19 protein-coding genes are annotated in these 23,498 nt (G+C 68.4%); 8 read left to right on the forward strand and 11 right to left on the reverse strand.

All coding sequences use genetic code 11. From position 1 onward, the window contains the following. Window positions 1-7 precede the first annotated feature (7 nt). The 3 genes from MFF01_RS19260 (at window position 8) to MFF01_RS19270 (ending at window position 4,705) form a co-directional block, all read left to right on the forward strand. Window positions 8-1,174, forward strand: a complete 1,167-nt coding sequence (locus MFF01_RS19260) for a hybrid sensor histidine kinase/response regulator (RefSeq protein WP_238227816.1) — start codon at window positions 8-10, stop codon at window positions 1,172-1,174. Window positions 1,175-1,494: 320 nt separating this feature from the next. Next, window positions 1,495-1,689 (forward strand): ribbon-helix-helix domain-containing protein, encoded by a 195-nt coding sequence (locus MFF01_RS19265; RefSeq protein WP_238227817.1) that lies wholly within the window; start codon window positions 1,495-1,497, stop codon window positions 1,687-1,689. After that, on the forward strand, window positions 1,676-4,705 hold the full coding sequence (locus tag MFF01_RS19270) for a GAF domain-containing protein (protein WP_238227818.1): 3,030 nt from the start codon (window positions 1,676-1,678) through the stop codon (window positions 4,703-4,705). Before MFF01_RS19265 ends, MFF01_RS19270 begins: the two co-directional genes overlap by 14 nt. Before the next feature lie 238 nt (window positions 4,706-4,943). Here the strand turns inward: MFF01_RS19270 and MFF01_RS19275 are convergent, their stop codons facing one another. From MFF01_RS19275 to MFF01_RS19285, 3 genes are all read right to left on the reverse strand, one after another. Further along, a complete protein-coding gene (locus MFF01_RS19275; protein ID WP_238227819.1) occupies window positions 4,944-7,328 on the reverse strand; it encodes a PAS domain-containing hybrid sensor histidine kinase/response regulator family protein in 2,385 nt (794 codons plus the stop codon). A 132-nt stretch (window positions 7,329-7,460) separates the two neighbouring features. Then, window positions 7,461-10,646 (reverse strand): PAS domain S-box protein, encoded by a 3,186-nt coding sequence (locus MFF01_RS19280; RefSeq protein WP_238227820.1) that lies wholly within the window; start codon window positions 10,644-10,646, stop codon window positions 7,461-7,463. Further along, entirely contained in the window at window positions 10,643-11,467 is an 825-nt protein-coding gene (locus tag MFF01_RS19285) for a Crp/Fnr family transcriptional regulator (protein ID WP_238227821.1), read from the reverse strand. The genes MFF01_RS19280 and MFF01_RS19285 overlap by 4 nt, the downstream gene beginning before the upstream one ends. 243 nt (window positions 11,468-11,710) lie before the next feature. Between MFF01_RS19285 and MFF01_RS19290 the strand changes: the two genes are divergently transcribed. Beyond that, entirely contained in the window at window positions 11,711-11,920 is a 210-nt protein-coding gene (locus tag MFF01_RS19290; RefSeq protein ID WP_238227822.1) for a hypothetical protein, read from the forward strand. 537 nt (window positions 11,921-12,457) lie between these two features. Here MFF01_RS19290 and cax read toward each other — a convergent pair. The 6 genes from cax to MFF01_RS19320 form a co-directional block, all read right to left on the reverse strand. Further along, window positions 12,458-13,525, reverse strand: a complete 1,068-nt coding sequence (gene cax / locus MFF01_RS19295) for a calcium/proton exchanger (protein WP_238227824.1) — start codon at window positions 13,523-13,525, stop codon at window positions 12,458-12,460. A gap of 87 nt (window positions 13,526-13,612) precedes the next feature. Then, window positions 13,613-14,866, reverse strand: coding sequence for a cation:proton antiporter (locus MFF01_RS19300; protein ID WP_238227826.1), 1,254 nt, complete (start codon window positions 14,864-14,866; stop codon window positions 13,613-13,615). Window positions 14,867-14,924: 58 nt separating this feature from the next. Next, on the reverse strand, window positions 14,925-15,992 hold the full coding sequence (locus MFF01_RS19305; RefSeq protein ID WP_238227828.1) for an endonuclease/exonuclease/phosphatase family protein: 1,068 nt from the start codon (window positions 15,990-15,992) through the stop codon (window positions 14,925-14,927). Continuing rightward, a complete protein-coding gene (locus tag MFF01_RS19310) occupies window positions 15,989-16,525 on the reverse strand; it encodes a DUF421 domain-containing protein (protein ID WP_238227829.1) in 537 nt (178 codons plus the stop codon). Before MFF01_RS19310 ends, MFF01_RS19305 begins: the two co-directional genes overlap by 4 nt. Window positions 16,526-16,625: 100 nt before the next feature. Beyond that, window positions 16,626-16,961 (reverse strand): hypothetical protein, encoded by a 336-nt coding sequence (locus tag MFF01_RS19315; RefSeq protein ID WP_238227830.1) that lies wholly within the window; start codon window positions 16,959-16,961, stop codon window positions 16,626-16,628. A 158-nt stretch (window positions 16,962-17,119) separates the two neighbouring features. Then, window positions 17,120-17,671 (reverse strand): fasciclin domain-containing protein, encoded by a 552-nt coding sequence (locus MFF01_RS19320; RefSeq protein WP_373319817.1) that lies wholly within the window; start codon window positions 17,669-17,671, stop codon window positions 17,120-17,122. A 333-nt stretch (window positions 17,672-18,004) separates the two neighbouring features. Here MFF01_RS19320 and MFF01_RS19325 point away from each other — a divergent pair, with 333 nt between their 5' ends. The 4 genes from MFF01_RS19325 to MFF01_RS19340 all read left to right on the forward strand — a co-directional run bounded on the left by MFF01_RS19325 (window position 18,005) and on the right by MFF01_RS19340 (window position 21,179). Then, window positions 18,005-18,469, forward strand: coding sequence for a PRC-barrel domain-containing protein (locus MFF01_RS19325; protein WP_238227832.1), 465 nt, complete (start codon window positions 18,005-18,007; stop codon window positions 18,467-18,469). A 26-nt stretch (window positions 18,470-18,495) separates the two neighbouring features. Continuing rightward, window positions 18,496-18,780, forward strand: a complete 285-nt coding sequence (locus tag MFF01_RS19330; RefSeq protein WP_238227833.1) for a hypothetical protein — start codon at window positions 18,496-18,498, stop codon at window positions 18,778-18,780. A 108-nt stretch (window positions 18,781-18,888) separates the two neighbouring features. After that, window positions 18,889-19,884 (forward strand): mechanosensitive ion channel family protein, encoded by a 996-nt coding sequence (locus MFF01_RS19335; protein WP_238227834.1) that lies wholly within the window; start codon window positions 18,889-18,891, stop codon window positions 19,882-19,884. Next, window positions 19,881-21,179 (forward strand): DUF2254 domain-containing protein, encoded by a 1,299-nt coding sequence (locus tag MFF01_RS19340; protein ID WP_238227835.1) that lies wholly within the window; start codon window positions 19,881-19,883, stop codon window positions 21,177-21,179. Before MFF01_RS19335 ends, MFF01_RS19340 begins: the two co-directional genes overlap by 4 nt. A gap of 440 nt (window positions 21,180-21,619) precedes the next feature. On the opposite strand, the gene MFF01_RS19345 is transcribed toward MFF01_RS19340, so the two are convergent. Together MFF01_RS19345 and MFF01_RS19350 are read right to left on the reverse strand one after the other, a co-directional pair. Continuing rightward, window positions 21,620-23,002 (reverse strand): SLC13 family permease, encoded by a 1,383-nt coding sequence (locus MFF01_RS19345; RefSeq protein WP_238227836.1) that lies wholly within the window; start codon window positions 23,000-23,002, stop codon window positions 21,620-21,622. A gap of 2 nt (window positions 23,003-23,004) precedes the next feature. Then, window positions 23,005-23,439, reverse strand: a complete 435-nt coding sequence (locus tag MFF01_RS19350; RefSeq protein WP_238227837.1) for a glycerate kinase — start codon at window positions 23,437-23,439, stop codon at window positions 23,005-23,007. Window positions 23,440-23,498 lie beyond the last annotated feature (59 nt).

A 23,498-nucleotide genomic window follows, 5' to 3' on the forward strand; every position in this document is an offset into this window, starting at 1 on the left:
CCCCATCGTGACGAACCCGACCCGCATCCTGCTGATCGACGACGACGCGGTCGACCGCGCGGCCGTGCGGCGGGCGCTCGCCAAGTCCGGCCTCGCCCACACCCTGACCGAGGCCGCCGGCGGCGAGGATGGCGAGCGCCTCGCCTCCGAGGAAACGTTCGACTGCATTCTGCTCGACTATCGCCTGCCGGGCATCGACACGTTCGCGCTCCTGAAGACCCTGCTGGCGGCCGAGGGCGAGACGCGGGCAGTGCTGATGCTGACCGGCGAGGCCGATCCGGATCTGGCGATGCGGCTGATGCGGACCGGCGCGCTGGACTACATCGACAAGGCCGAGGTCACACCTTCTGGGCTGGCGCGGGCGATCCGCTTCGCCGAGGCTCGGCGCGCCTTCCAGGCGGAACTCGCCGAAGCCCGTCGCGAGGCGGAGGCGAAGTCGCTCGAACTCGACACGCTGAACCGGCAGAAATCGCTGCTGTTCTCGATCATCGCCCATGACCTGCGCAACCCGTTCCAGGCGCTGCTCGGCCTGTCGGAAGTGCTCGGAAAGGCCGTCGCGGCGCGCGACCCCGCCTCCATCGAGCGCCGCGCGAAGGGAATCCACGAGGCGGCGACGCAGGCCTACGCCCTGCTGGAGAGCCTGTTCTCCTGGGCGAGCCTGCAGATGGACACGTTGGCGGTCACCCTCACCGACGTCGACCTCGGCATCCTGGCCGGAGACGTCCTGAAGGGAGCCGCCGAGGCCGCCTCGGACAAGGGCCTGAGCTTGGAAGCATCCTGCGACCGCACGGTGGTGCGTGCGCAGCGGGACATGCTCGCCACCGTGTTGCGCAACCTCGTCAGCAACGCGATCAAGTTCACGCTGCCCGGCGGCACCATCAGGGTCGCCGCCCGGCGTGAGGGCGACGAGGTCGAGATCTCGGTCACGGATACCGGCGTCGGCATGCCGCCAGGCAGGGTGGACGACCTGTTCAGGCTGGACCGTCGGACGACGACGAACGGGACGGCGGGCGAGCGCGGGAGCGGCCTGGGCCTGCTGCTCTGCCGGGATCTCGTCGAGCGCCAGGGGGGCGTGCTCGAAGTCAGGAGCGCCGTCGACCGGGGGACGACCTTCCTGTTCCGGCTGCCCGTATCCGGCACCGTGCATGCCGCAGCGTCCGCCATGGCATCCTGAAGGTCTGATCAGACCGGGCCTTGCAAGACGGGTTTCATGGCTTCGCCGCCGGTCGCGGGCATGCGGGCGGCGGCGCGGGGCCTGCGTGCAGCCGAAGGTGCGCTCGACCCGCCGGCACAGGAGTGTCCCGTCGCCGGGGGCGTGTTCGGCGCCATCCCAAGCAAGACGAAGCGGCGGTCGGTGAGCCCGTGGAAATCGAATCTGTCGTAATCCGTATCTCGACGGTCTCGGCACTGGCGCGACATCGTGCCCTTGCACGTCGTCGTGAGGCTGGTGTCGCGACTGCGACACCACAGAGCCGAGCCGTTAAAGGTTCCAGGATGGCCGCCAAGCATTCCCGACACATCGCCCTCACGGAACCGTTGATCGCCTACGTCGAGGCCCAGGTCGCCAGGGGCGAGTCCACCTGCATCAGCGAGGTCGTCAGGACGGCGCTGCGCCAGATGATCGAGCGCGAAGTGGCTACGGTCGTCAGCGTGTCAGCCAAGTCCGAGGCCCTTCGTGACCGCGCCTGACGACGACACCCGCGATCCGGCCCGCCTCGCGGCCCTCGACGGGTACCGCATCCTCGACACGCCGGCGGAGCAAGGCTTCGACGATATCGTGCTGCTCGCCTCGCGGATCTGCCAGACGCCGGTCGCGCTGGTTAGCCTCGTCGCCGGCGACCGGCAGTGGTTCAAGGCCCGGGTGGGGTTTGATCCGTGCGAGACACCGCTGTCGCAATCGGTCTGCGCGCATGCCCTGCGCCAAACGGACCTGCTCGTCATTCCCGACCTGACCGCGGACCCACGGACCTGCGACAACACCCTGGTCACCGGGGAGCCGCATCTCAGGTTCTATGCCGGTGCGCGCCTGGAGACGCCCGAGGGTCAACCACTCGGGACCCTGTGCGTGATCGACGGAAAGCCCCGGCCCGAGGGGCTGACGTCGGAGCAGTCCGAGGCGCTGGAGGCGCTGGCCCGTCAGGTCGTGGCCCAGATGGAACTGCGCCGGTCGATGACGGCCCGGGACGATGCGTTCGAGGCGCTGCGGCGCCAGACCGATCTTCTGCAGACCGTCACCGACCATGTCAGCGAGGCGGTGTTCCAGCTCGACCTCGACGGCGTGGTTACCTTCGCCAACCGGACGGCACACACCCTTCTGGGATGGGACGACGACGCGCTGGTCGGGCAGGACCTGCACGAGGCCGCCCACCACCACCATCCGGACGGGCGCCCGTTCCCCGCATCGGAGTGCGGGTTCGTCGAGGCCATCCGTGAGGGTCGGACCCTCCGACAGCGCGATGCCACCTTCTTCCACCGGAGCGGTGCGTCCGTCGAGGTGCTCTGCTCGAACGCCCCCGTCCTCGAAGGCGGAAAGGTCGTCGGGGCCGTGCTGACCGTCTCCGACGTCACCGGCCGCAGGCTGGACGAACGGCGCCTGCGGGAGATGAACGCCGAACTGGAACTGCGGGTCGCCGAACGTCAGGCGGCCGAGGCGCGCCAACGGTTCCTGCTCGACCTGGCCGACACGCTTCGGGAGCAGGGCGGTCCGCGTGGGCGGATGCAGGCGGCGGTGGACGCCCTCGGGCGCCACCTCGGCGTCAGCCGCGTCGGCTACGGCTTCGTCGGGGAGGACGGCGTGTCCGTCACCCTCGGGACCGAGTACGTCGACGGCGTTGCGGCACTGGCCGACACCTACCCGCTCGACGCGTTCGGGCCGGGCAACATCGCCAACCTCCGGCAGGGCCGGACGTCCGTCTATCCGGACGTCGAGGCCGATCCGGATACCGCAGGCCTGGGATTGGGTACCTTCGGCATCGCCGCCATCGTCGCCGTGCCCCAGGTTCACGAGGGACGCCTGCGCTCGGTCGTCTACGTGAACCACAGCGGGCCGCGGGCCTGGACGGACGACGAGGTCTCGCTGATCGAGGAGGTCGCGGCCCGGATCTGGGACGCCGTCGAGCGGGTCCGGGCGCAGGGTGCGTTGCGGGCGCTGAACGACACGTTGGCGGCCCAGGTCGCCGAGCGCACCAAGGAGCGCGACCGGATCTGGCACGTGAGCCAGGACATGCTCGGCGTGGCCGACGCGAACGGCGTCTGGGTCAGCATCAACCCGGCCTGGGAGCGCATCCTGGGATGGGGCTACCACGACATCATCGGGAAGACCTCGGAGTGGCTGGAGCATCCCGAGGATCGCGAGCGGACCCGGGCCGAGGTCGCCCACCTCGCCGCGGGCGGCCTGACCCTGGCGTTCGAGAACCGGTTCCGGGCACGCGACGGCGGCTACCGCACGCTGTCGTGGACGGCTGTCCCGGTCGAGGGGCTGCTCTACTGCGTCTCCCGCGACGTCACCCTGGAGAAGGAGCGCGCGGCCAGCCTGCTCCAGACCGAGGAGGCGCTGCGCCAAGCCCAGAAGCTGGAGGCGGTCGGGCAGTTGACCGGAGGCGTGGCGCACGACTTCAACAACCTCCTGACCGTCATCAAGTCGTCGACCGACCTGCTCAAGCGACCGAACCTCCCGGAGGAGCGGCGGGTCCGGTACATCGGCGCGATCTCCGACACGGTCGACCGGGCCGCCAAGCTCACGGGGCAGCTCCTGGCCTTCGCCCGGCGCCAGGCGTTGCGGCCGGAGGTGTTCGACGTAGGCCGGAGCGTGAGGGCCATCGGCGAGATGGTGGGCACCCTCACCGGCGCCCGGATCGCGGTCTCGATCCACGTCGGCGACGAGGCGTGCCACATCAGCGCCGACCCGAGCCAGTTCGACACCGCGCTGGTCAACATGGCGGTCAACGCCCGCGACGCGATGGACGGCGAGGGCCGCCTCGACATCGCGGTGGAGGCGGTTGGCGTCGTGCCAGCGATGCGCTCTCATCCCGCGATGATCGGCGAGTACGTCCGGATCGCGCTGACCGACACGGGTTCGGGTATTCCCGACGATCAGGTCGACCGAATTTTCGAGCCGTTCTACACGACTAAGGGCGTCGGCCAGGGCACCGGGCTCGGGCTGTCCCAGGTGTTCGGCTTTGCCAAGCAATCGGGCGGCGAGGTGATGGTCGAGAGCGAGGTCGGGCGCGGCACGACCTTCGCGCTCTTCCTCCCGCGTGCGGCCGCGACCGCCTCCCAGGTCGAGGAAACGATTTCGGAGGACGCCGTCGTCGACGGGACCGGCACCTGCGTCCTGGTTGTCGAGGACAACCGGGACGTCGGCACCTTCTCCACCCAGACGCTGCAGGAGCTTGGCTACGGCACGCACTGGGTCGGGAACGCCGACGAGGCGCTGGCGGCGCTGGTCGCCAAGCCGGACACCTACGACGTGGTGTTCTCGGACGTGGTGATGCCCGGCATGAATGGGGTCGAGCTCGGGCGGGAGGTCCGGCGCCTGTATCCGGGCCTGCCGGTGGTCCTGACCAGCGGGTACAGCCACGTCCTCGCCGAGGAGAGCGACCACGGGTTCGAGCTCCTTCAGAAGCCCTACTCGGTCGAGGCGCTCTCCCGCATCCTGCGCCGTGCGGCCTCCAAGCGACGGCGCCGCAGGCAGGCGGCCGAGTAGGAAGCCGCCCCGGACTGGACACTCCCTGCCGGTTTGAGCGCGGGATTCGCGACTCCGAGAGAAGCGGGCAAGGGGAAGCGCTTCCCCTTGCCCGCTTCCGGAATCAACGTTTCATTAAGCATGTAGCGGTTGGTCGAACTCGGCGGAGGGGTGTTGAGCCGAGCCCGGGCGCACTTCCGTGATCGCCTTCGATGCCTTCGGCATTTGCACGCGCTGGAATGTTACGGGTACCGCTGCCCTAGGCGCCCAAGGCGCTCTTGCGCCGACGCCACGTCGCGACCTTGCGCAGGATGCGTGAGAGCTGCTCCACCGAGTAGGGCTTGTGGAGCAGCTCGAAGCCGTAGGTGCCGTTCTTCGCCAGGACGTGGCTGTAGCCGCTGGTCAGCACCACCGGCAGGTCGTGATAGAGCCGCCGGATCTCATGGCCGAGGTCGATCCCGTCCATGCCCGGCATCACGACGTCGGAAAAGACCACGTCGAACCGTTCCGCATCCGTCGCCAATTCGGCCAGGGCCTCGTCGGCGTTGGCGGCCCAGACGGTCGCGTAGCCGAGTTCGGCGAGCGCCTGGGTCGCGAACCTGCCCACGTCGACGTTGTCCTCGACCACCAGCACGCAGGTCCCGTGGCCATCGACGAGGGGCTCCGGTTCGACGTCCGGGGCGTCGGAGGCACCGGGATCGGCCACGCGCGGGAGGTAGAGCGTGAAGGTGGTCCCGTGTCCGACATCGCTCTCGACATGGACATCGCCACCCGACTGCTTGGCGAAGCCGATGACCTGCGACAGGCCGAGGCCGGTTCCGTGTCCGACACCCTTCGTGGTGAAGAACGGCTCGAAGATCCGGTCCATGTCCGCCACGGCTATGCCGCCGCCGGTGTCGGTGATGGAGACGGCGACGAACGCCCCGGACACGGGAGGATGCGCCTGGACCGCAGGGATGTCGGACGCCTCGGTCATCGCGATCACCAGGCGTCCCTGGCCGTTCATAGCGTCACGGGCATTGATCACCATGTTGACGATGGCGGTATCGAACTGGCTCGGGTCGGCATCGACGAAGCAGGCCGCGGCCGGGACGCGCACGTCGACATCGATGCGCGATCCGGTCAGCGTGCCGACCATGTCGCCGATGGAGGTCAGGCTGCGCCCGAGCTCGAACACCTCCGGCTTGAGCGCCTGCCTGCGGGCGAAGGCGAGCAACTGCCCGGTGAGCTTGGCAGCTCGGTCCACCGTGTCCGAGATCGCGCCGACGTAGCGGAGGCGCCGCTCCTCCTGCAGGTCAGGGCGCTTGAGCAGGTCGGTCGACGACTTGATCACGGTCAGGAGATTGTTGAAATCGTGCGCGACGCCCCCGGTCAACTGGCCGATGGCCTCCATCTTCTGGGCTTGGCGCAAGGCGTCCTCGGCGGCCCGGAGCGCACCGGCCTTGGCGCGCTCGTCGGTGAAGTCACGCCCGACGGCGTTGATGGCGCCCTCATCCGGTCGGGTCGACCATGAGATCCATCGGTATTCCCCGTTCTTGTGACGGTACCGGTTGTCGAAACGCGCGAAGGATTGGCCATCCGCGGATGCGGATGCGCCTTCCACCGTATGTGCAAGATCGTCAGGGTGGATGAGTTCGAACAGGCTGCTACCGACCAGATCTTCCTCGCTCCACCCAAGCACCTCGTTCCACGCCGGATTGACGGCGATGATGACCCCGTCGAACCCGCACCGAAGCATGATGTCCGACGAGAGCTGCCATAGGGCGTTGCGGTCCCGGGTTCTCTCCGCGACCCGCCGCTCCAGGATGTCGTTCATCTCACGCAGGTTGCGTTCGGCCTGCTTGCGGTCGGTGACGTCGAGGACGAAGACGTAGAAGCCATCGACGGTCCCATCATCCGCTTGGCGTGGCAGGTAACGGATGTCGGCGATCCTCGGGCGTCCGTCGCGATGCGGCCAATCCAGTTCCAGCCTGACCGGCTCACCGGCCAGAGCGGCTTCGAAGGCGGCGCGCCGTGCCGCGATGCCGGCCTCGTCAAGGAGGTCGCGGACGCTCAGTCCCACCACCTCTTCCGGCGACCGGAAGAACCAATCCTCGTAGGCCCGGTTGGCGAAGCGATAGACGAGATCCCGGTCGATGAAGGCGATCAGCACCGGAAGCGTGTCGGTGATGAGCAGGAGTTCCTTCTCGCGCGCCTGCAGGGCACGTTCGGACAGGACACGCTGGGTCGTCTCCGTCACGACGCAGAGGAAACCGCAGACCTCTTCGTCCTCGTCCAACACCGGCGAATAGGAGAATGACCACCAGGTCTGCTCATCGACGCCGTGCCGAGCGGTGGTGAGTGGCAGGTCGTCATAACGACTCGCGGTACCGGCCAGCGCGAGTTCCACGATGGGCCGGACCTGTTCCCAGGCATCGGGCCAGACATCGGGGAGCGACGACCCGAGCGCCCGCGGCAGCCTCGGACCGAGGATCGGGCGGTAGGCGTCGTTGAAGAAGAACGTCAGGTCCGTGCCCCAGGCCAGGAACATGCTTTCGGGCGAGGCCAGGATCAGGTTGACGGCAACCCTGAGCGCGGCCGGCCATGCTTCCGGAGAGCCCACCGACGTGCGCTCCCAGTCATGGGCGCGCATGAGAGCGGCCATTTCACCGCCGACACGCGGGAACGGCTTCGTTCGTGGGTTGGGTTCAGCAAGCATGCAGCGAAGGTTCGGGGCGTCCGTGGAGGCTGGGCCGCAGCGACAACGTCAAGGTCGGGCCGGTGTTGCAGGACGATCTCAAAGCGCATCCTGGAAGTTGCGCAATGGTGCCTGGACGACACATCGGACGCCGTCGGGGGGATAGGTCAACGACACCTTCCCGTCCACCGCACCGACGAGGCCGCGCTCGATCAATCGCGTCCCGAACCCTTTTCGCGATGGCGGGACGACGGCGACGCCGCCGCTCTCGCACCACGAGATGGCGAGCGTCCGAGCCGCGTCATCGCCCTCCAGGGTCCAGGCGATGTCCACATGGCCTTCCGTCGTCAAGAGCGCGCCGTACTTGGCCGCGTTCGTGGCGAGCTCGTGGACCATCAGCGCCAGCGCGAGCGCCGCCCTTCCCCCGATCTCGACCTCGGGGCCGCTGTAGCGCACCCGCCCCGAACCATCGTCCTGAAGGCCGACCGCCCCGCGGATGACGAGTTCCATTCCGGCATGCTCCGCCGCGCCTCCCAACAGAAGGTCGTGCGCCCTGCCAAGGGTTATCAGGCGGTCGGCGAGCACCTCCTTGGCGACGTCGATGTCGGTGGCTCCGCGCAGCGTGTTCGAGGCGATGGCCTGCACCATCGCCAGGAGGTTCTTCATCCGGTGGCTGAGTTCGTTGTTGAGCAGGTCGCGCTGTTCCTCGGCCCGCTTGCGCGCGTCGATGTCGGAAATGGCCGCGACCACCCCGGTGACGTTCCCGGCCGCGTTCCGGACCGGCGTGGCGACGATGAGCGTCCAGATACGGCTGCCGTCCGGCCGTTCGAACTCGGCTTCCAGCTCGGCGCGCTCCAGGCCCTCGCGGATCACCCGCGCGACCGGGAACTCGGTCGGGGCGACCCGCCTCCCGTCCACATGGCGGGCGACCCACTCGCGGTAGCTTTCCACGCCGTCAAGCTCGATGGTCGACCGGCCGGTCACCCTCTCCATGAAGGCGTTGCCCCCAACCACGCGGCCGGAGGGGGCCTCGGCGAACAGGATGCCCACCGGCACGGTCGCCAGGATCGAGCGCTGGCTCGCCTCGCTTGCCCTGAGAGCGTCCTCGGTGCGCTTGCGCGCGGTGATGTCGTTGAACAGGACTGCGACCTGATGGGAGCCGGGTCCGCCGAACGGATAGGCGTAGACCTCGAACCAGCGGTCCCCGAGGGCGTTCGCCACGTGTTCGAACCGCTCAGGTGCCCCGCCGCGGGCGATGCGGTCGTAGATCTCGAACCAGGGCTTCTCGTGGCCGTCGGCAAGGCCGCGCATCCATTGGCCGGGAACGCCCTTAAGTCCCGACTGCCGCTCGAAGGCGGGGTTCACCTCCACGAAGCGATAGTCCAGCGGGCGTTCGGTCGCGTCGAGCTTGACCTCGATGACGCAGAAGCCCGCGTCAATGCTGTCGTACAGGTCGCGGTAGCGCGTCTCGCTGGCGAGCAGGGCCTCCTCGGCCTTCCGGTTCGCGCTGACGTCGCGGGATACGGCCAGGAGCTTGGCGACCGCACCGTCGCCGTCCCGGATAGGCGTCAACTGCACGTCCCACCACTTCCGGGTGCCCTTCATCGTGCAGGCCGGCCCGGTGAAGCGCCCGACGCCACCCGACACGGCTGCGTTCACGGCCGCCCGGGCCTCGGCCTTGTCTGCCTCATCCCAGAACCCGGTCCAGTCCATCCCGGCGATGCTGGCGAAGTCGTCGATCTCCATGACGCGCCGGCCGCCCTCGTTCATGGACTCGATGCGGGCGTCGAGATCGAGCACCTTGATGCAGTCGGCGGAGGAAGCGAGCACGCTGCGTAGGAAGCCCTCGCTTGCCTGCAGCCGGGCGGCGGCTTCGCGCTGCTCGGTGCGGTCGCGCAGGATCTTGAGGAAGCCGATGGCGGCGCCGGTCTCGTCGCGCAGCGCCATCATCTCGCCGTTGGCCCAGAAGCGGCTGCCGTCCTTGCGCAGGTGCCAGCGCTCGTCGACGCCGCGACCATGGTCGAGCGCGGCCTGCATCTCCTTGGCGGCGATGCCGTTCGCCCGGTCCTCCGGCGTGAAGAACACGTCGGCCGGCCGCTGGACCATTTCCGCCGGCGACCAGCCGAGGATGCGGGTGGCGCCTTCGTTCCAGTCGTCGACACGCCCGTCGAGGCCCATCACGATGATCGCGTAGTCGATGGCGCTGTTGAACACCGTCTTGTAGCGGTTGTCGGCGTCCTTCGCGCGGCTCCGGGCCTCGGCCTCTCCGACCTTGTAGAGCCCGGCGGCGACGGTGCCGGCGAACAGGCCGACGACCTCGACGTCGCGCTGCGAGAAGGCTCCGGCCCGGCTGGACTGGACCTTGAGGACGCCGATGCCCTCTCCGTCCCGCGTGATCGGAACGACCACGCACGACCGCAACGCGAGGCGCTCGACGAGGTCGCGCTTCACGTCGGGGTCTTCAAGCACGTCCGACACCGCCCGCGCCCGTCTGGACAGCAGGCACGCACCCGCCAGGCTGCCGTGGAGCGGCAGGCGAAGGCCGGCATGGCGGAGCAGGTTTCCGGCGGCGTGCCGGTAGACGAGTTCGTCGCCCTCCAGCATCTCGACGACGCCGCCCTCGGCCTGGGGCAGGGCCCGCAGGACGCCGCCGACGACCGCGTCGAGGACGTCGGCGTGCCGGCCGCCCGAACCCACGACGGCGGCCTGGGCGGCGAGCAGGGCCTCGTGCTGGGCCACGGTCGCACGCTGGATGGCGATCATGCCGTCGCGTTCGGCCAGCGACCGCCGGAGCTCCAGTTGGGCCATGACCTGGCGGGCCAGGGCCCGGAGGGACTCCGCCTGGTCCGTGGTCAGGCCATCGGGTCGCGGCTCGACGTCGATCACGCACAGGGAGCCCAGGCATCCGCCATTCGCCGCATCCAACGGCGCGCCGGCGTAGAAGCGCAGGAACGGGTCACCGGTGACCAGAGGATTGTCCCGGGTGCGGTGGTCTTCCCTCAGGTCGGGGATGACGAGCAGGTCGGGTTGCCCGAGGACATGCGCGCACACCGACTTGTCGAGTGTGGTCTCGCACGGCTCGAACCCGACGCGGGCCTTGAACCACTGCCGGTCGCCGGCCACCAGGCTGACCAGGGCCACAGGCGTCGCGCAGGCTTTCCGGGCCAGGTTGACGATGTCGTCGAACCCCTTCTCGGGAGGGGTATCGAGGATGCCGTAGGCGTCGAGGGCCGTCAGCCTCGACGGTCGGGAAACCTCGAACGGGGTGGCCGTCGGGACGGTCATCGGCCGGCCTCCCGGAGTTCCGGAAGGATGGCATCGGGCCGGGGCGGCGGCTCCGTTCCGGGCTCCGTCGCCTCGACGGCGACGATCTCGCCGTCGGGCGCGTAGATCGCCCCGAGGACGGTGCGGAAGTGCCCGCGCACCCGGGCGTGGCAATCGCAGCAGGCGGCTTCCGTCCGCGCCCGGTCGAGCATGTGGATGCGGCCGCGCCCGACGTGGATCAGGCCCTGGTCCTGCAGCTTGGTCAGCACCGTGGTGACGTAGGTGCGTCCGATGCCGAGCATCCCGGCGAGCACGATCTGGGTGACCGGCAGGGCGTCGGTGCCGACCCGCTCCTGGAGGCCCAGGAGCCATCGCAGCACCCTTTGCTCGATGGGGTGGGCGGCGTTGCAGGCGACCGATTGCAGGACCTGCGCAAGAAGGCAGTCGGCGTAGCGCACGAACAGGTCGTTCAGCGTCGGGGAGGCGCGCTTGGCCTCGCGCAAGCGGTCCGCGTCCATGCGCAGGACCGCACCCTCGACCTGGACCATGCATTGGGTGAAGGCGGGCAGGTAGCCGTGGCTGACCACGCCGCCGACCGCCCCCTCGTGCCCGACCGTGGCCGTCTCGGCGGTCCGACCACCGCTCAGCGGCACCATCAGGGTGGCGACGGTCCGGTGGAGGGGGAAGGTGACGTGGGAGACGTCCTCGCCGACGCGGAACAGCAGGTCCCCCCGGGCATGTTCCTGCCGGGCGAGATGCGGCACGAGAAGGGCCACGTCGGACGCCGCGAGCGCGGCAAGGAGCAGGTTTCCCTCGAACGGGTGACCAGGTTCGCTCGCCATGAAGATGGAGTTTCCAGTCGACGGCCGCTCGTCGACGAGGCGCATTGTCGACGACGCGCATTCATGTCATGGACTACGTTCGCACACAATCCTACAATTGACGGGTTATGACACGATCTCGCCATGCCTCGGATCGGGGATCCGTCCGTGGCATGGCGGCATCGGGGCGAGCGACCTGGAACCTCGCCCGGATGCTGGGTCTTTGGTTCGAGCGCCGGCATCCGACCGGCCATGAGGGACGCCATGTCGAGCGATACGGAAAAGCACCACGCGCTGCTCAGCGGGCTCCAGGCGGCCATGGGCAAGGGCGACGGGTCCTTCGAGCAGGCCGTGACCAACGCCTTCGAGCACGTCTTCGAACATCTGGATCGCCTGAACTCGCACGTCTCGGTGGGTGGGCGCGACGGCGAGGATCGTCCCCTTCAGGATGGCGAGTCCTCGACCCTACGATAGGGCATTGCCCCACCCTCGTGGCAAGCAGGCTTGAAAATTTGCGATATCGACATCGATCTGAAGCGCTTCAGGTCAGCAGTCTGAAGCCGTTTTAGACTTTCCACTGACCAGCGGAAAAAAGCCGCCCTCGCTGGAGGAGCGGCTTTTTCTTTGCTCTAGGTTGTTACGAAGCAAAACTCTGAGGTCTGAACGCGGATCATTGGGTCGGCTATCATAGACCTGACATCTAGCTCTGCAATCGCGCAAAGGCGCGATGATGTTGATGATCTTGATTGCCGTGTTCAAAGCGGGTGCTTATGCTTTTCTTTAGGGTTCGCTGATGCTGGCAGGCTCATAGCATTCGCCGCCTTGCCGATGAAAGCAGCTAAGCTAGTCGTCTGGCACCCGTCGCTTGAGCCTATGTCTCCTTGAACACAGCACGCCACCGGAAGCAGCCGGACTGCTCTCCACCCCGAGCGGTCCTACGGCTTGCGACCCAACATGGCCATAGAAATTATATGACGTACCGCCCGAAAGCGGCTGTTCAATCGGCTGCGGTTAGGCCGGGCTCTCGAAGAAGAAGGCCAGCCCGAATAGGACGTAGACGCCGACGAGGAGCAGACCCTCGAACCATGTCGTCTCGCCGTCCCGGGCAACGGCGTTGACGATGAAGGCGGTGCTCGCGATGGCGAACAGGTGCAGCGGGTTCGAGAAGACCAACGTCATCGGGTGGCCAAGCGCCCACGAGATGATGACGAGCAGCGGCGCCAGCACCAGCGCGACCTGCACGGCGGAGCCGATGCAGATGTTGAGCACGAGCCCCATGCGGTCCTCGTGGGCGAACCAGGAAGCCGCGAACAGGTCGCCAGCCGTGCCGACGAGCGCCAGGACGATGACGCCGAGAAACATAGGCGAGAGGTGCAGGGCGCCCGCCGCCTCGGTCACCGTGCCCGAGAGCATCTCGGCCTCGAAGGCGATGGCGACCGTCGCGCCGACGAGGACCGCCAGCGCGAGCGGCAGGCTCCAGTCAGGCTCGGCCTCGCCCTTGTCCTTCGAGAACACGTCGCGGTGCGTGACCAGGGTGAAGGCGAGGTTGGCGAGGTAGAGGAGCATGAGCACGACGGAGACGCCGAGGCTGAGTTCCTCGTCGGTGATGCCGATGGTTGCCGCCTGTCCCGACATGCGCCCGGTGAGGTCGAACACGGCGGGCAGCAGCAGGGCGATGACGACGAGGATCAGGAGGGTTGAGAGCAGGCCGGCGCGCTCCGCGCTGAACTTCTGCCGCTCCCGGGTCACCCCGCCGACGATGATGGCGAGGCCGAGCCCGAACAGGCTGGTCCCCATGATCGAGCCGGCAATCTGGGCCTGCACCACCGCGACCTCGCCGCGCAGGAGTACGAACAGCGCCAGGACAAGTTCGGCGATGCTGCCGAAGCTCACGGTGAGCAGACCGCCGATGGCAGGCCCCACCCGGTCCGCGAGCTGGTCGGTGGCGCGCCGAACCCACTCCGCGAGCACGGCGATGGCGAGCGCGCTGGAGGCGAAGACCAGGAGCGGCGAGGCGCCGACGAGGTACTTCAACGCCGCCGAGACCGGGATGAGGACGAGGAGGACGGTGAAGACCATGGTGGGATCCGATGTCCGATGGAGGGTTGCGCCCGACGGTCACGGAACCGTCCGGCAAGCGCGGGCCAACGCAGCGGGCGGAGGCTGTCAGCCTTCCCGCAGCGTGCGCCGCGCCACCATGCCGAGGGTCGAGCCCTGGACGATGATGGTGAACAGCACCACCGCGTAGGTCGCCGCCAGGATCGCGGGTTTGGCGTCGCTCTCGGGAATCGAAAGCGCCAGCGCCACCGAGATGCCGCCGCGCACCCCGGCCCAGGTCAGGAAAGGCACGTTGCGCGGCGACAGGTGGCCGCCCCAGCGGAAGATGAGGAGCGGCGTCGACACCGCCACCAGTCGGGCCAGGAGGACGATGGGCACCGCGCAGGCGGCGAGGATCAATCCATTGGCCTCGAAGCGCAGCACCAGCACTTCCAGCCCGATGAGCAGGAACAGCACCGAGTTCAGCACCTCGTCGATGAGGGTCCAGAGGGCGGAGACGTAGCCTTGGGTCCGCTCGCTCATCGCGTCGCGCGGGGCGCGGTCGCCGACGAGGAGCCCGGCGGCAACTACCGCGAGGGGTCCGCTGGCATGGATCTTCTGGGCGAGCGCATAGGTGCCGGCCACGAGCGCCAGGGTGATCAGCACCTCGACGGGGAAGTCGTCGATGGTCCGCATGGCCCGGTAGGCAACGTAACCGGTGACGACCCCGAGGAGCAGGCCACCGCCCGCCTCCTGCAGCAGGAGCCAGGAGATGCCGGTGACGCTGGTGGCCTCGCCCCCGGTCCCGGCCGCGAAGGCGACGAGGACCGTGAACAGCACGATGCCGACGCCATCGTTGAACAGGGCCTCGCCCTGCATCTCGACCTCCAGCGTCTCGGGGACCTTGACGTTCTTCAAGGTGGCCAGGACCGCCACCGGATCGGTCGGGCTGATGAGCGCGCCGAAGACGAGCGCCCACGCGAGCGGGATGGGCCGCCCGATGAGGTCGGCCGCCAGCCAGAACGCGCCGCCGACGAGGGCCGTGGAGATCAGGGTGCCGAGGAGTGCCATCGTCGCCACGGCCCAGGCCCGGTCGCGCAGCGTGCGAAGGTCGAGGCTCATGGCGCCGGCGAACAGCAGGAAGGCCAGCATGCCGTTCATCACCACGTCGGTAAAGTCGACCTGGCGCAGCACCTTCGTGAGGTCCTCGTAGAGATGCTGGGACGGGAAGGCGAGGTCGAGGCCGACGAGGGCCAGCGAGGCGGCGAGGCCCATCACCAGGAGGCCGATGGTGTGCGGCATCCGCAGGAACCGGCGGTTCAGCCAGCCGAACAGGGCCGAGAGGGCCAGCAGCATCGCGGCAAGGTCGAAGATGGAGATCACGGGCGCTCCCCGCCCGCGCAGCGAGAGCCTGCCGGGACCTGTCGAAGGGTGATGGTAGTCAACGCGAGCCCAGCCGTTCTGTCGCGCCAGCCGCCGCGAGGACCGCGTTGGCCGTGGCGATATCATCCGCATCCCGCTCGGGGGGAGCCTTCGCACCTTCCCCGGCCTGACGGCAGAGGCGGACGAGGTAGGGGAAGTGGTCCGATCCGAACGCGTCGAGGCGCTCGACGGACACCGTCGCGAACCCGCCTTCGTGGAAGACGTGGTCGAGGGGCCAGCGCATCCACCACACATCGGCGTTCCAGGTCGCGACGTAGCCGTAGCCCTGCCGTGGATCGATCAACCCGGACAGTCGCGCCATGCGCTCGACCGCGATCTCCCAGGGCGTGGCATTGAGGTCGCCGGCGAGGATGCCGGGCTCGACCCGCGTCCGCAGCACGTCCGCCGCCGCGTAGAGCTGGGCATCCCGCCCGCGTGCGGATTGCCAGGCTTGCGGGGGCTTCGGGTGGATGCCGACGAAGTCGACGGTCTCGCCGGTGCGCAGGGTGACGCCGGTGACGATGGCTGGTGTGTCCTCACCCGCGAGGTGCCGGATGCTCCCGTTCACCAGAGGCAGCCGGAAGTATAGGTGGATGCCGTAGTACGACCCCGTGATCCGCTGGAGGGCATGCGGCATCGCCGCGAGTACGGGCTTGAGGGCCTCGTCCCACCAGGCATCGGTCTCCATCGCGAGGAATAGGTCCGGCTCGACCCGCGCAACGGCATCTACCAGGGGGCGGGCCTTTCGGTTCCCAAGCTGGACGTTGGCGACCATCACGGACAGCCGGCGCTCGGCGGGACATGCGTCGACCCTCAGGCTGCCGGTCGGCAGGTAAGGCCGAAGCACCCACGCATCGACGGTGAGGGCGACCGCCACGAGGGCCAGCGTCGACGTCGTCGATCTCGGGGATTCCCGCAGAAAGAACAGGAGGCCCAGGCCGACCGCGAGCAATCCCAGGGCGAATGGCAGTCGCGGGAAGTCGAGCAGGCGCACCCACCACCACTCGGTGGGCACCAACGGGATCAGGCTCGCGGCTGACAGGGCCAGCGCGAGAACGAGGATCGCGTAGCGGACGAGAGATCTCACGAACGGCCCGGATTGGGTCGGTCACGGTCGCGCGGCGGCACCCCGTCCAAGCCGTCTTCGCGGCCGGAGAGCGACTTGAGCACGCTGATCGAGCCATCGGTCTCCAGAACCACCGCCGCGGCCTGGGAGAGGTCATCCAGCCCTTCCGAGCGCAGGGCCGATAGGACGTCATCCCGGGTCAGGCGCTGGCGGCGCATCGCGCCCTCGACCAGATGGCCCTTGTGCGCGAGGAGGGTCGGCTCGGCCTTGACCAGCGACCGGACCCGGGCGGAGCGCACGCTCGACCAGGTGATCGCGTATTGCAGGCCGATGAGGGTCGCGAGGGCGAGGACGCCCTCCAGCAACGCGACCGACTTTGTCAGGACAATGGAGGACAATGTCGAGCCGAGCGCGACGGTGACCACGAGGTCGAAAGCATTCAGCTTCGTCAGGGTGCGCTTGCCGGAGATCCTGAGGAACAGGATCAGGGCGACGTACGCCAAGGGAGCGACGACCACGACCCTTAGCAGGCCCGACCAGGTATCGAAGAACATCGCGGAGGTCCTTGTCGCGACACCTGCTGATAGGCGGCGGGCCTGCAGGCCATCGGCCCATCGATCCGGGGCTTGTCATCCCGACCGGCTGGCGCGCGCCTCAGCGCATGTCCTTCGGGAGGTGCTGGATCGGGTTGGTTCGACCGCCCTGGCCCTTGCCCTGGACCGAGCCTTCGGACTGAATGACGTCCGTCGAGGACTGGATCGCGCTCGGCGGTGCGACCCCGCCGGTGCCCTGGTGGCGCGCGGCGTCCGATCCCTTCGTGGTCGACGTTCCCGATTGGAGCGTCCCGGGCGTGGGTTGGTCGATGGAGCTGCCTACGGACTGCGCAAAAGCTGGCCCCGCGAGGGCGAGGCCGACGATGACGGCAAGGGCGCCGGCGAGGCGCGAGGCGGAGCGGCCCCTTGCAGGGTGGGGGCGGTCCAAGGCTTGCATCGGCGGGGTTCCGGTCGGACGCCTGGGCGTCGAGGTTGTCGAACCGAAGCGTTGCCCGCCGACTTTAGTTCCTGCCCGAGGCACACACGCCGACCTGGCGGCACGCTTCCGGGACCGTCCCACCCCCGCTTACGGAGATAGGGCGGCCGACGTTTGGGTTACTTCGGCATCAGCACGCTGTCGATGACGTGCACGACGCCGTTCGACTGGTTGACGTCCGCCTGCTCGACGAAGGCGCCGCCGCCCTTCTGGTCGATCAGCGACAGCCGGTTACCGTCCATCTTCACGGTCAGGACCTGGCCCTCGACCGTCTTCAGGTTGGCGTCGGCGCCGCCCATCTTCGCCTTGGCCATCAGCTCCTTCGCATCGAGCTTACCCGGAACGACGTGGTAGGTGAGCACGCCCGTCAGGGTCTTCTTCATCTCGGGCTTCAGCAGGGAATCCACGGTCCCGGCCGGCAGCTTCTTGAAGGCGTCGTTGGTCGGGGCGAAGACCGTGAACGGGCCCTTTCCGCTTAAGGTGTCGGCGAGGCCCGCGGCCTTCACGGCGGCGACGAGGGTCGTGAGGTTGCTGGCCTTGGACGCGTTCTCGACGATGGTCTTGTCGGCCATCATGGGCGCGCCGCCGACCATGGGGGACGTTTCGGCGAAAGCGGGGGCGGCCACGGTCAGGCCAACGGCGAGGAAGGCGGCGTTCAGGGTCGAGCGCATCATGGAAAATCCTATAGGTGAGATGAAGCTTCGGGAACCGAGGCTCATGCCAGCTTTACGCATCGACTTATCTGTAGGTTTCAAAATTGCGGATCACGATAAAATTGAAATAGGCACGTGAATGACGCCCTTGAGATCAGTATCATCCGTCCCATGGGATCATCTTAAAGCCGGGCGTCGTAGCCTATCCTATGCTTTGCGCCGGTCGATTGACATGAACGTTTCCTGAACGGGCGCGTTGAACCCACGAGCCGATCGACCGAGCGTCGGTCAATCGCAGTCCAGGCCTCGCGGGCATTCCCGTCCGTTCAGGCCCGTTTCCAGGAGATCCCCTTGTCACATCGCGCCCTCGCCGCCGCCCTCGCGCTTACCTGCCTGTCGCTGCCCGCTGTGGCCCAGACCACTCCGGCTCCGACTGCGCCCACTCCCGGCACCGCGATGCCGGCATCCTCCGACATGGGGATGAAGATGGCCGACACGGCGACGGTGAAGCTGAAGTTCATGACCGTGAAGCCCGCCGACGTGATGTCGTCCAAGCTCGTTGGCACCACCGTCTACAACAACAAGAAGGAGACGGTGGGCGAGGTCGAGGATCTCGTGATCGAGAACGGCAAGACGCTCACCGGTGTCGTCGTCAGTGTCGGCGGCTTCCTAGGCCTCGGCGAGAGCTACGTCGTGCTCGACCCGTCCTCGCTCGCTATCAGTAACAAGGACGGCAAGTGGATGGTCCACGCCGATACCGACAAGGACACCCTGAAGAACGCGCCGAAGTTCGAGTATTCCAAGAAGAAGATGTGATCCCCGGCGACAGAGGAGACCTAACTATGAAGCATACCCTTCTCGCCTCGGCGCTCCTGGCCGGCCTCGGCCTCTGCGCCTTCAGCCTGCCGTCCTCCGCCCTGCCCATGAACGCTTCCGGCGTCACGACCTCGGACGGTGGCGATTTTGTCCAGGTCCGCATGTCGCGGCGTGAGATGCGTCGTCATCGCATGACGCGCCAACACCGCATGCGGCAGGGCTCGGCCAGCCGCGGCAACGCCAGCATGCCCTCGCGCAGCCAGTTCGGGGGACAGCAGTACGGCGGGACGTCGGGCGGCCCGCGTCGCTGATTTCACCGTAACGAGCACGCGCGGTCGGTGACGGCGCGGATAGCTCTCTGAGACGCCGCCGGATGGCATACCCGCCACCGGCGGCTTTCCCATGACCCAAGAGTTCTCATGATCTTCTCGGAAGCGCTCGGGCGCCTCGAAGTGTTGGGCCGTTCGGCCGCCGCCCTCCTGCCGGGGCTCGCCGTCGCCCTCGTGCTGTTCGGCCTCGGCCTGCTCGTCGCCCGAGGGGTCCGTGCCGCCGTTCGCCGCGCCGCCACGTTACGGGAGGCCTCGCCGGGTTCCGCCTCGGTGCTCGGGCGCATCGCGGGCGGCATGACCATCCTGGTCTCGTTCCTGGTGGCGGCATCGGTGGCCTTCCCTTCTGTTTCCGCCGCCGACCTGTTCAACCTCCTCGGCATCGGCGGCGTCGCCATCGGCTTCGCCTTCCGCGACGTGCTGCAGAACCTTCTGGCGGGCATCCTCATCCTGCTGACCCGCCCCTTTGTCATCGGCGACCAGATCCGGGCCGGTTCGCACGAGGGCACAGTCGAGGACGTCTGGGTGAGGGCGACGGTGCTGCGCACCTACGACAACCAACGCGTGCTGATCCCGAACGCCACGCTGTTCGTCGACAAGATCACGGTCATTACCGCGCACGACAAGCGCCGGCTCGCCTTCCCCCTCACCATCGGCAACGGGGACGACATGAAGGAGGCGCGCCACGTCATCGCCGAGGCCCTGCGCGGGACCGAAGGGGTGCTAGCCGACCCAGCACCGGAGGCGCTGGTCACAGGTCTCGGGGCCGCCGGCGTCGACATGACGGCGCGCTTCTGGATCGACCCGCCCCGGCGGCGGGACGCCGTGGACGCCCTCGACCATGCCATCTCCAACGTCAAGGACGCGCTCACCGCCGCCGGCATCGATTTGCCGTACCCGACGAGCCAGGTGCTCCTGCACGACCAGACCGAGGCGGCGGATGGCGACCGCACGCGCCAGCGCGAGGGCTGGCCCGCCGGCAAGAGCCCGCCGCGCGCGCGTTGGGAGGTGCTGCGCGAGGACCGGGACGACGTCCAACGTAGGGACCCCGAACGCCGTGGTTCGGAAGGAAAGGATGAACCGGCATGAGGGCACGCCTGCGCGCCTGGATCGAATCCCTCGGCGACCAGTTCTGGCTCCGGCCCGCCCTGATCGTGCTCGGCTGCATCGGCCTCGCCCAGCTCGGGATTTGGCTGGAGACCGCCCATGTTGCCGGGTACGACGCCTCCTCGCCGGACCAAAACTGGGGCTATTCCGGCGGCGCCGAGGGGGCCCGGGCGCTCCTGAGCGCGGTGGCCTCCTCGACCATCGGGGTCGCCGGCACCACGTTCTCCATCACCATCGCGGCCCTGACGCTGGCCTCCGGGCAGATGGGCCCGAGGCTGCTGCGCAACTTCACCCGCGACGCCCGCAACCAGATCGTCCTGGGCATCTTTCTCGGCACCTTCGCCTACGCACTCATGGTCCTGCGCACCGTGCGCACGGTGCAGGAGAGCCCGTTCGTCCCGCACCTCGCCATCACCGGGGCCATCGCGCTCGCGCTGCTGTCGCTGGCCACCCTGGTCTGGTTCGTCCACCACATCGCTACGAGCATCAACGTCGAGACGGTGGTCGACGCGGTCCACCGAGATCTCTGCTCGGCGGTGGAGGCGCGCACCCTCGACAGCGCGGGCATGACGCCTCCCGCACGCCTGCCCAAGGCCGGCGGGATCACCGTCACCGGCAGCGGCTATCTTCAGGCGGTCGACGAGGACACGCTGGCCGAATGGGCCCACGGGCACGGCGCGACCGTCGCCCTGCGGGTGCGGCCCGGCGACTATGTGCCGAGCGGGTTCCCGGTCGCGTTCCTCTCCGCCGGTATCGAGGATGCAGAGGCGGCCATTACGCGTGCGCTGACCTTCGGCCGTCGCCCGGCCGCCCTGCAGGACCTGGAATACTCGATCCGGCAACTGGTCGAGATCGCGGTGCGGGCGCTCTCGCCCGGCATCAACGACCCGTTCACGGCCGGCAGCGTCGTCGACCATCTCGGCGATGCCCTGTGCCGGGTCGCGTCGCGTCACCTGCCGACCGGCGCCGTCGTCCGGGAGGGCCGGGTCGCGCTCGTCCTGCCGGTGACCGACTACGATGGCCTGTGCGACGCCATGTTCCACTCGATCCGCCAGAACGCCGCCGGCTCGGTGCATGTGCTCGCCCGGATGCTCGACGTGCTCACCCGCGTCGCCGAGGTCGAGCGGCTCACGAACCGGAGCGCCGAGCTGGCCCGTCACGCGGACCTCGTCATCGCCGCGGCCAGACGCGATGTCGCCGATCCCCACGACCTGGCCGACCTGGAGGCAAGGCATGTCCAATTCGTAGCGATACGTGAAGACGGCCGTCCCGCGTGAGACCGCGAGGCAAACTCCCACCCGGATTCCCGAACTCGCTCCGACGCATGCTTCCTGCGGACCCAAAGGACCGATGAATGACCCGTTTTGCCCTCCTGTTCCTGGTCACCGCATGCCCGACGCTGGCTTCCGCCGCACCCGGTCCTGAGCCGGTGAAGGACGACGGCGTCCGGACCGGTGGGATGGGTGTTGGGACCCGCCCCACCGGCGAGGTCACGCGACCGGGCACGGACATGACGACCACAGGGTCGGGCGCCGGGGAAGGGAAGCCGGGTGCGAAGGCCGGTGCGGTGGAGTCGAAAGGTGGGGAAACAACCAAGCCGCGCTGACCGTGTGCAGGGGCCAGCCCGCGCGCGGTCGCATCGTCGCCGGCCGCGGACATCCGTCAGACCCTGCCGGCCTCGGTCCGCCTTCCTTCGATGGGGAAGGCCGACCCGACGTCACAGGGCCAAGCCGACGTGCGACCAGAACAGATAGTAGGCGGCGAGCATCAGCGCCGCGTAGGCGGGAGCCAGGAGCGCCCCCAGCCTGAGCAGGTCCGTCGAGGTCCAGGCCGGTCGCTCGGCGCCCTGGAAGATCAACAGCGCCTTCGAGGAGACCGGCAGGGTTAGGCAGTAGTCCATCCCGACGTTCGCCAGGAAGGCGACCGCGACCGGGTTGAGGCCGAGCCTGTCCGCCAGGAGCAGAAGCGGGGGCAGCAACGCCACCACCCGCGCGGTATGGGACACCATGTACAGGTGCGCCGTCATGCCGAGCGCCGACAACCCGAGCAGGATCAGGAGGGTCGGGCTGTCACCGTGCAGGCCGCTAGCCGACAGCGCCGAGCCGATCAGCCACTTGGCCGCCCCCGTCGAGATCAGCGCGCGGCCGAGCACCAGCGAGGCGGCTATAAACAGGACCAGCGACCAGTTCACGGCCTCCACGCCCTCATCCCAGTCAAGGACGCCGACGACCGGCATCGTCAGGACCACCGCGCCGACGACCGCCACGGTGGCGATGCCGAAGGGGTGATACCCCTCCGTCAGCCAAAGCCCCAACATGGCGAGCACCACCGCACCCGTGCGCCACTCTTCAGCGGAGAGCGGACCGGACGGAGCCTCGACCTCGGCCACCCGCCGCGACCGCGTCTCGTCGTTGAGGAACAGGCGACCGATCAGGAAGGTCGTGATGAGGCAGGCGACCAGGCCGAAGGGCAGGCCCCAGAGTATCCATTGCCCGAAGCCGATGCTGTGGTCGGAGAGCCGTTCAAGTAGATCAACGGTGACGAGGTGCGAGCCGGCGCCGGTAAGGCTGCAGATCGTCGAGATGACGATGAGGGCGGGGATCAGCAGCCCGATGGCCTTGGCCAGGCGCGGGTCGTCGTCGGCCTCGGTCAGGCTGCGATGGAGCGGGAGCAGCACCGTCGCTCGCCCGGAGGTGGAGGGGATCAGGAAGGCCAGTGGGACGATGCCGAGCGTCAGGCGCCACATCAGGCCGCCGACCGTGGTCCCGCGCCCGGCGATCAGTGCAGTGAGCCGGCCGGCAAGCCCGCTCCTCTCCACCGCCGCACCGAGAACGAAGGTGCCGATGACGAGCCACACCACCTTCGAGCCCAGGCCCTCGATCAACGCCCGTTGCTCCACGGCGCGGACTGTCACGAGGAAGACGGCCGCTGCGACGGCGACGTAGGCCGCGCTCAGTCCGGTCAGGACCCAGAGGATGGCGGCCCCGCCGAAGGCCAGCAGCGCAGCCCGCGCCGGCCAATCGAGACCCTCCGGCAGATACACGGCCACGCAGAGTGCTACGAGCGCGCCCGAGGCCGCCAACGTCCGCTTGGGTAGCATGCTCATCCCTGACCGACGCCGGTCCGAGGGTGACCCAGCGCGACGCCCGCCAGGAAGGTCCGCATCACCTGCTCGGCGACGCGCTCAAGCTGGCTTCGGACGTTCCGCATGGCGTCCTTGAGCGATTGCGGTCGCCCGAGTGCCGAGAAGTACGCGCAGACGCCCTCATCCAGTACGTCGCCTGAGTGCTCGCCCAGGGTGCCGGCCAATACGATGACGGCCTTGCCCTCGGCAGCGCCGCGCCTGCCGATCTCGGCAGGGATATTGCCGCGTGCACTCTTGTTATCCAGCCCTCCCTCGGCGGTGACGATCAGGTCCGTATATTCGACCGCCTCGCCGACCTCGAAGAACGGGAACAGGGGTTTGAAGCGCAACTTCAGCCGGCCGCCGAGCGGGGACGCCGCGACCGTGCCGGCGAGTGTGAGCGAGAGCTTCATAGGGACCGGGTTCCTGAAGGTCGGCGGATGCAATCCGGCGGCGGTGCGGCCGAAGATCC

The sequence above is a fragment of the Methylobacterium adhaesivum genome, assembly GCF_022179065.1.
Lineage (GTDB): Bacteria > Pseudomonadota > Alphaproteobacteria > Rhizobiales > Beijerinckiaceae > Methylobacterium > Methylobacterium adhaesivum.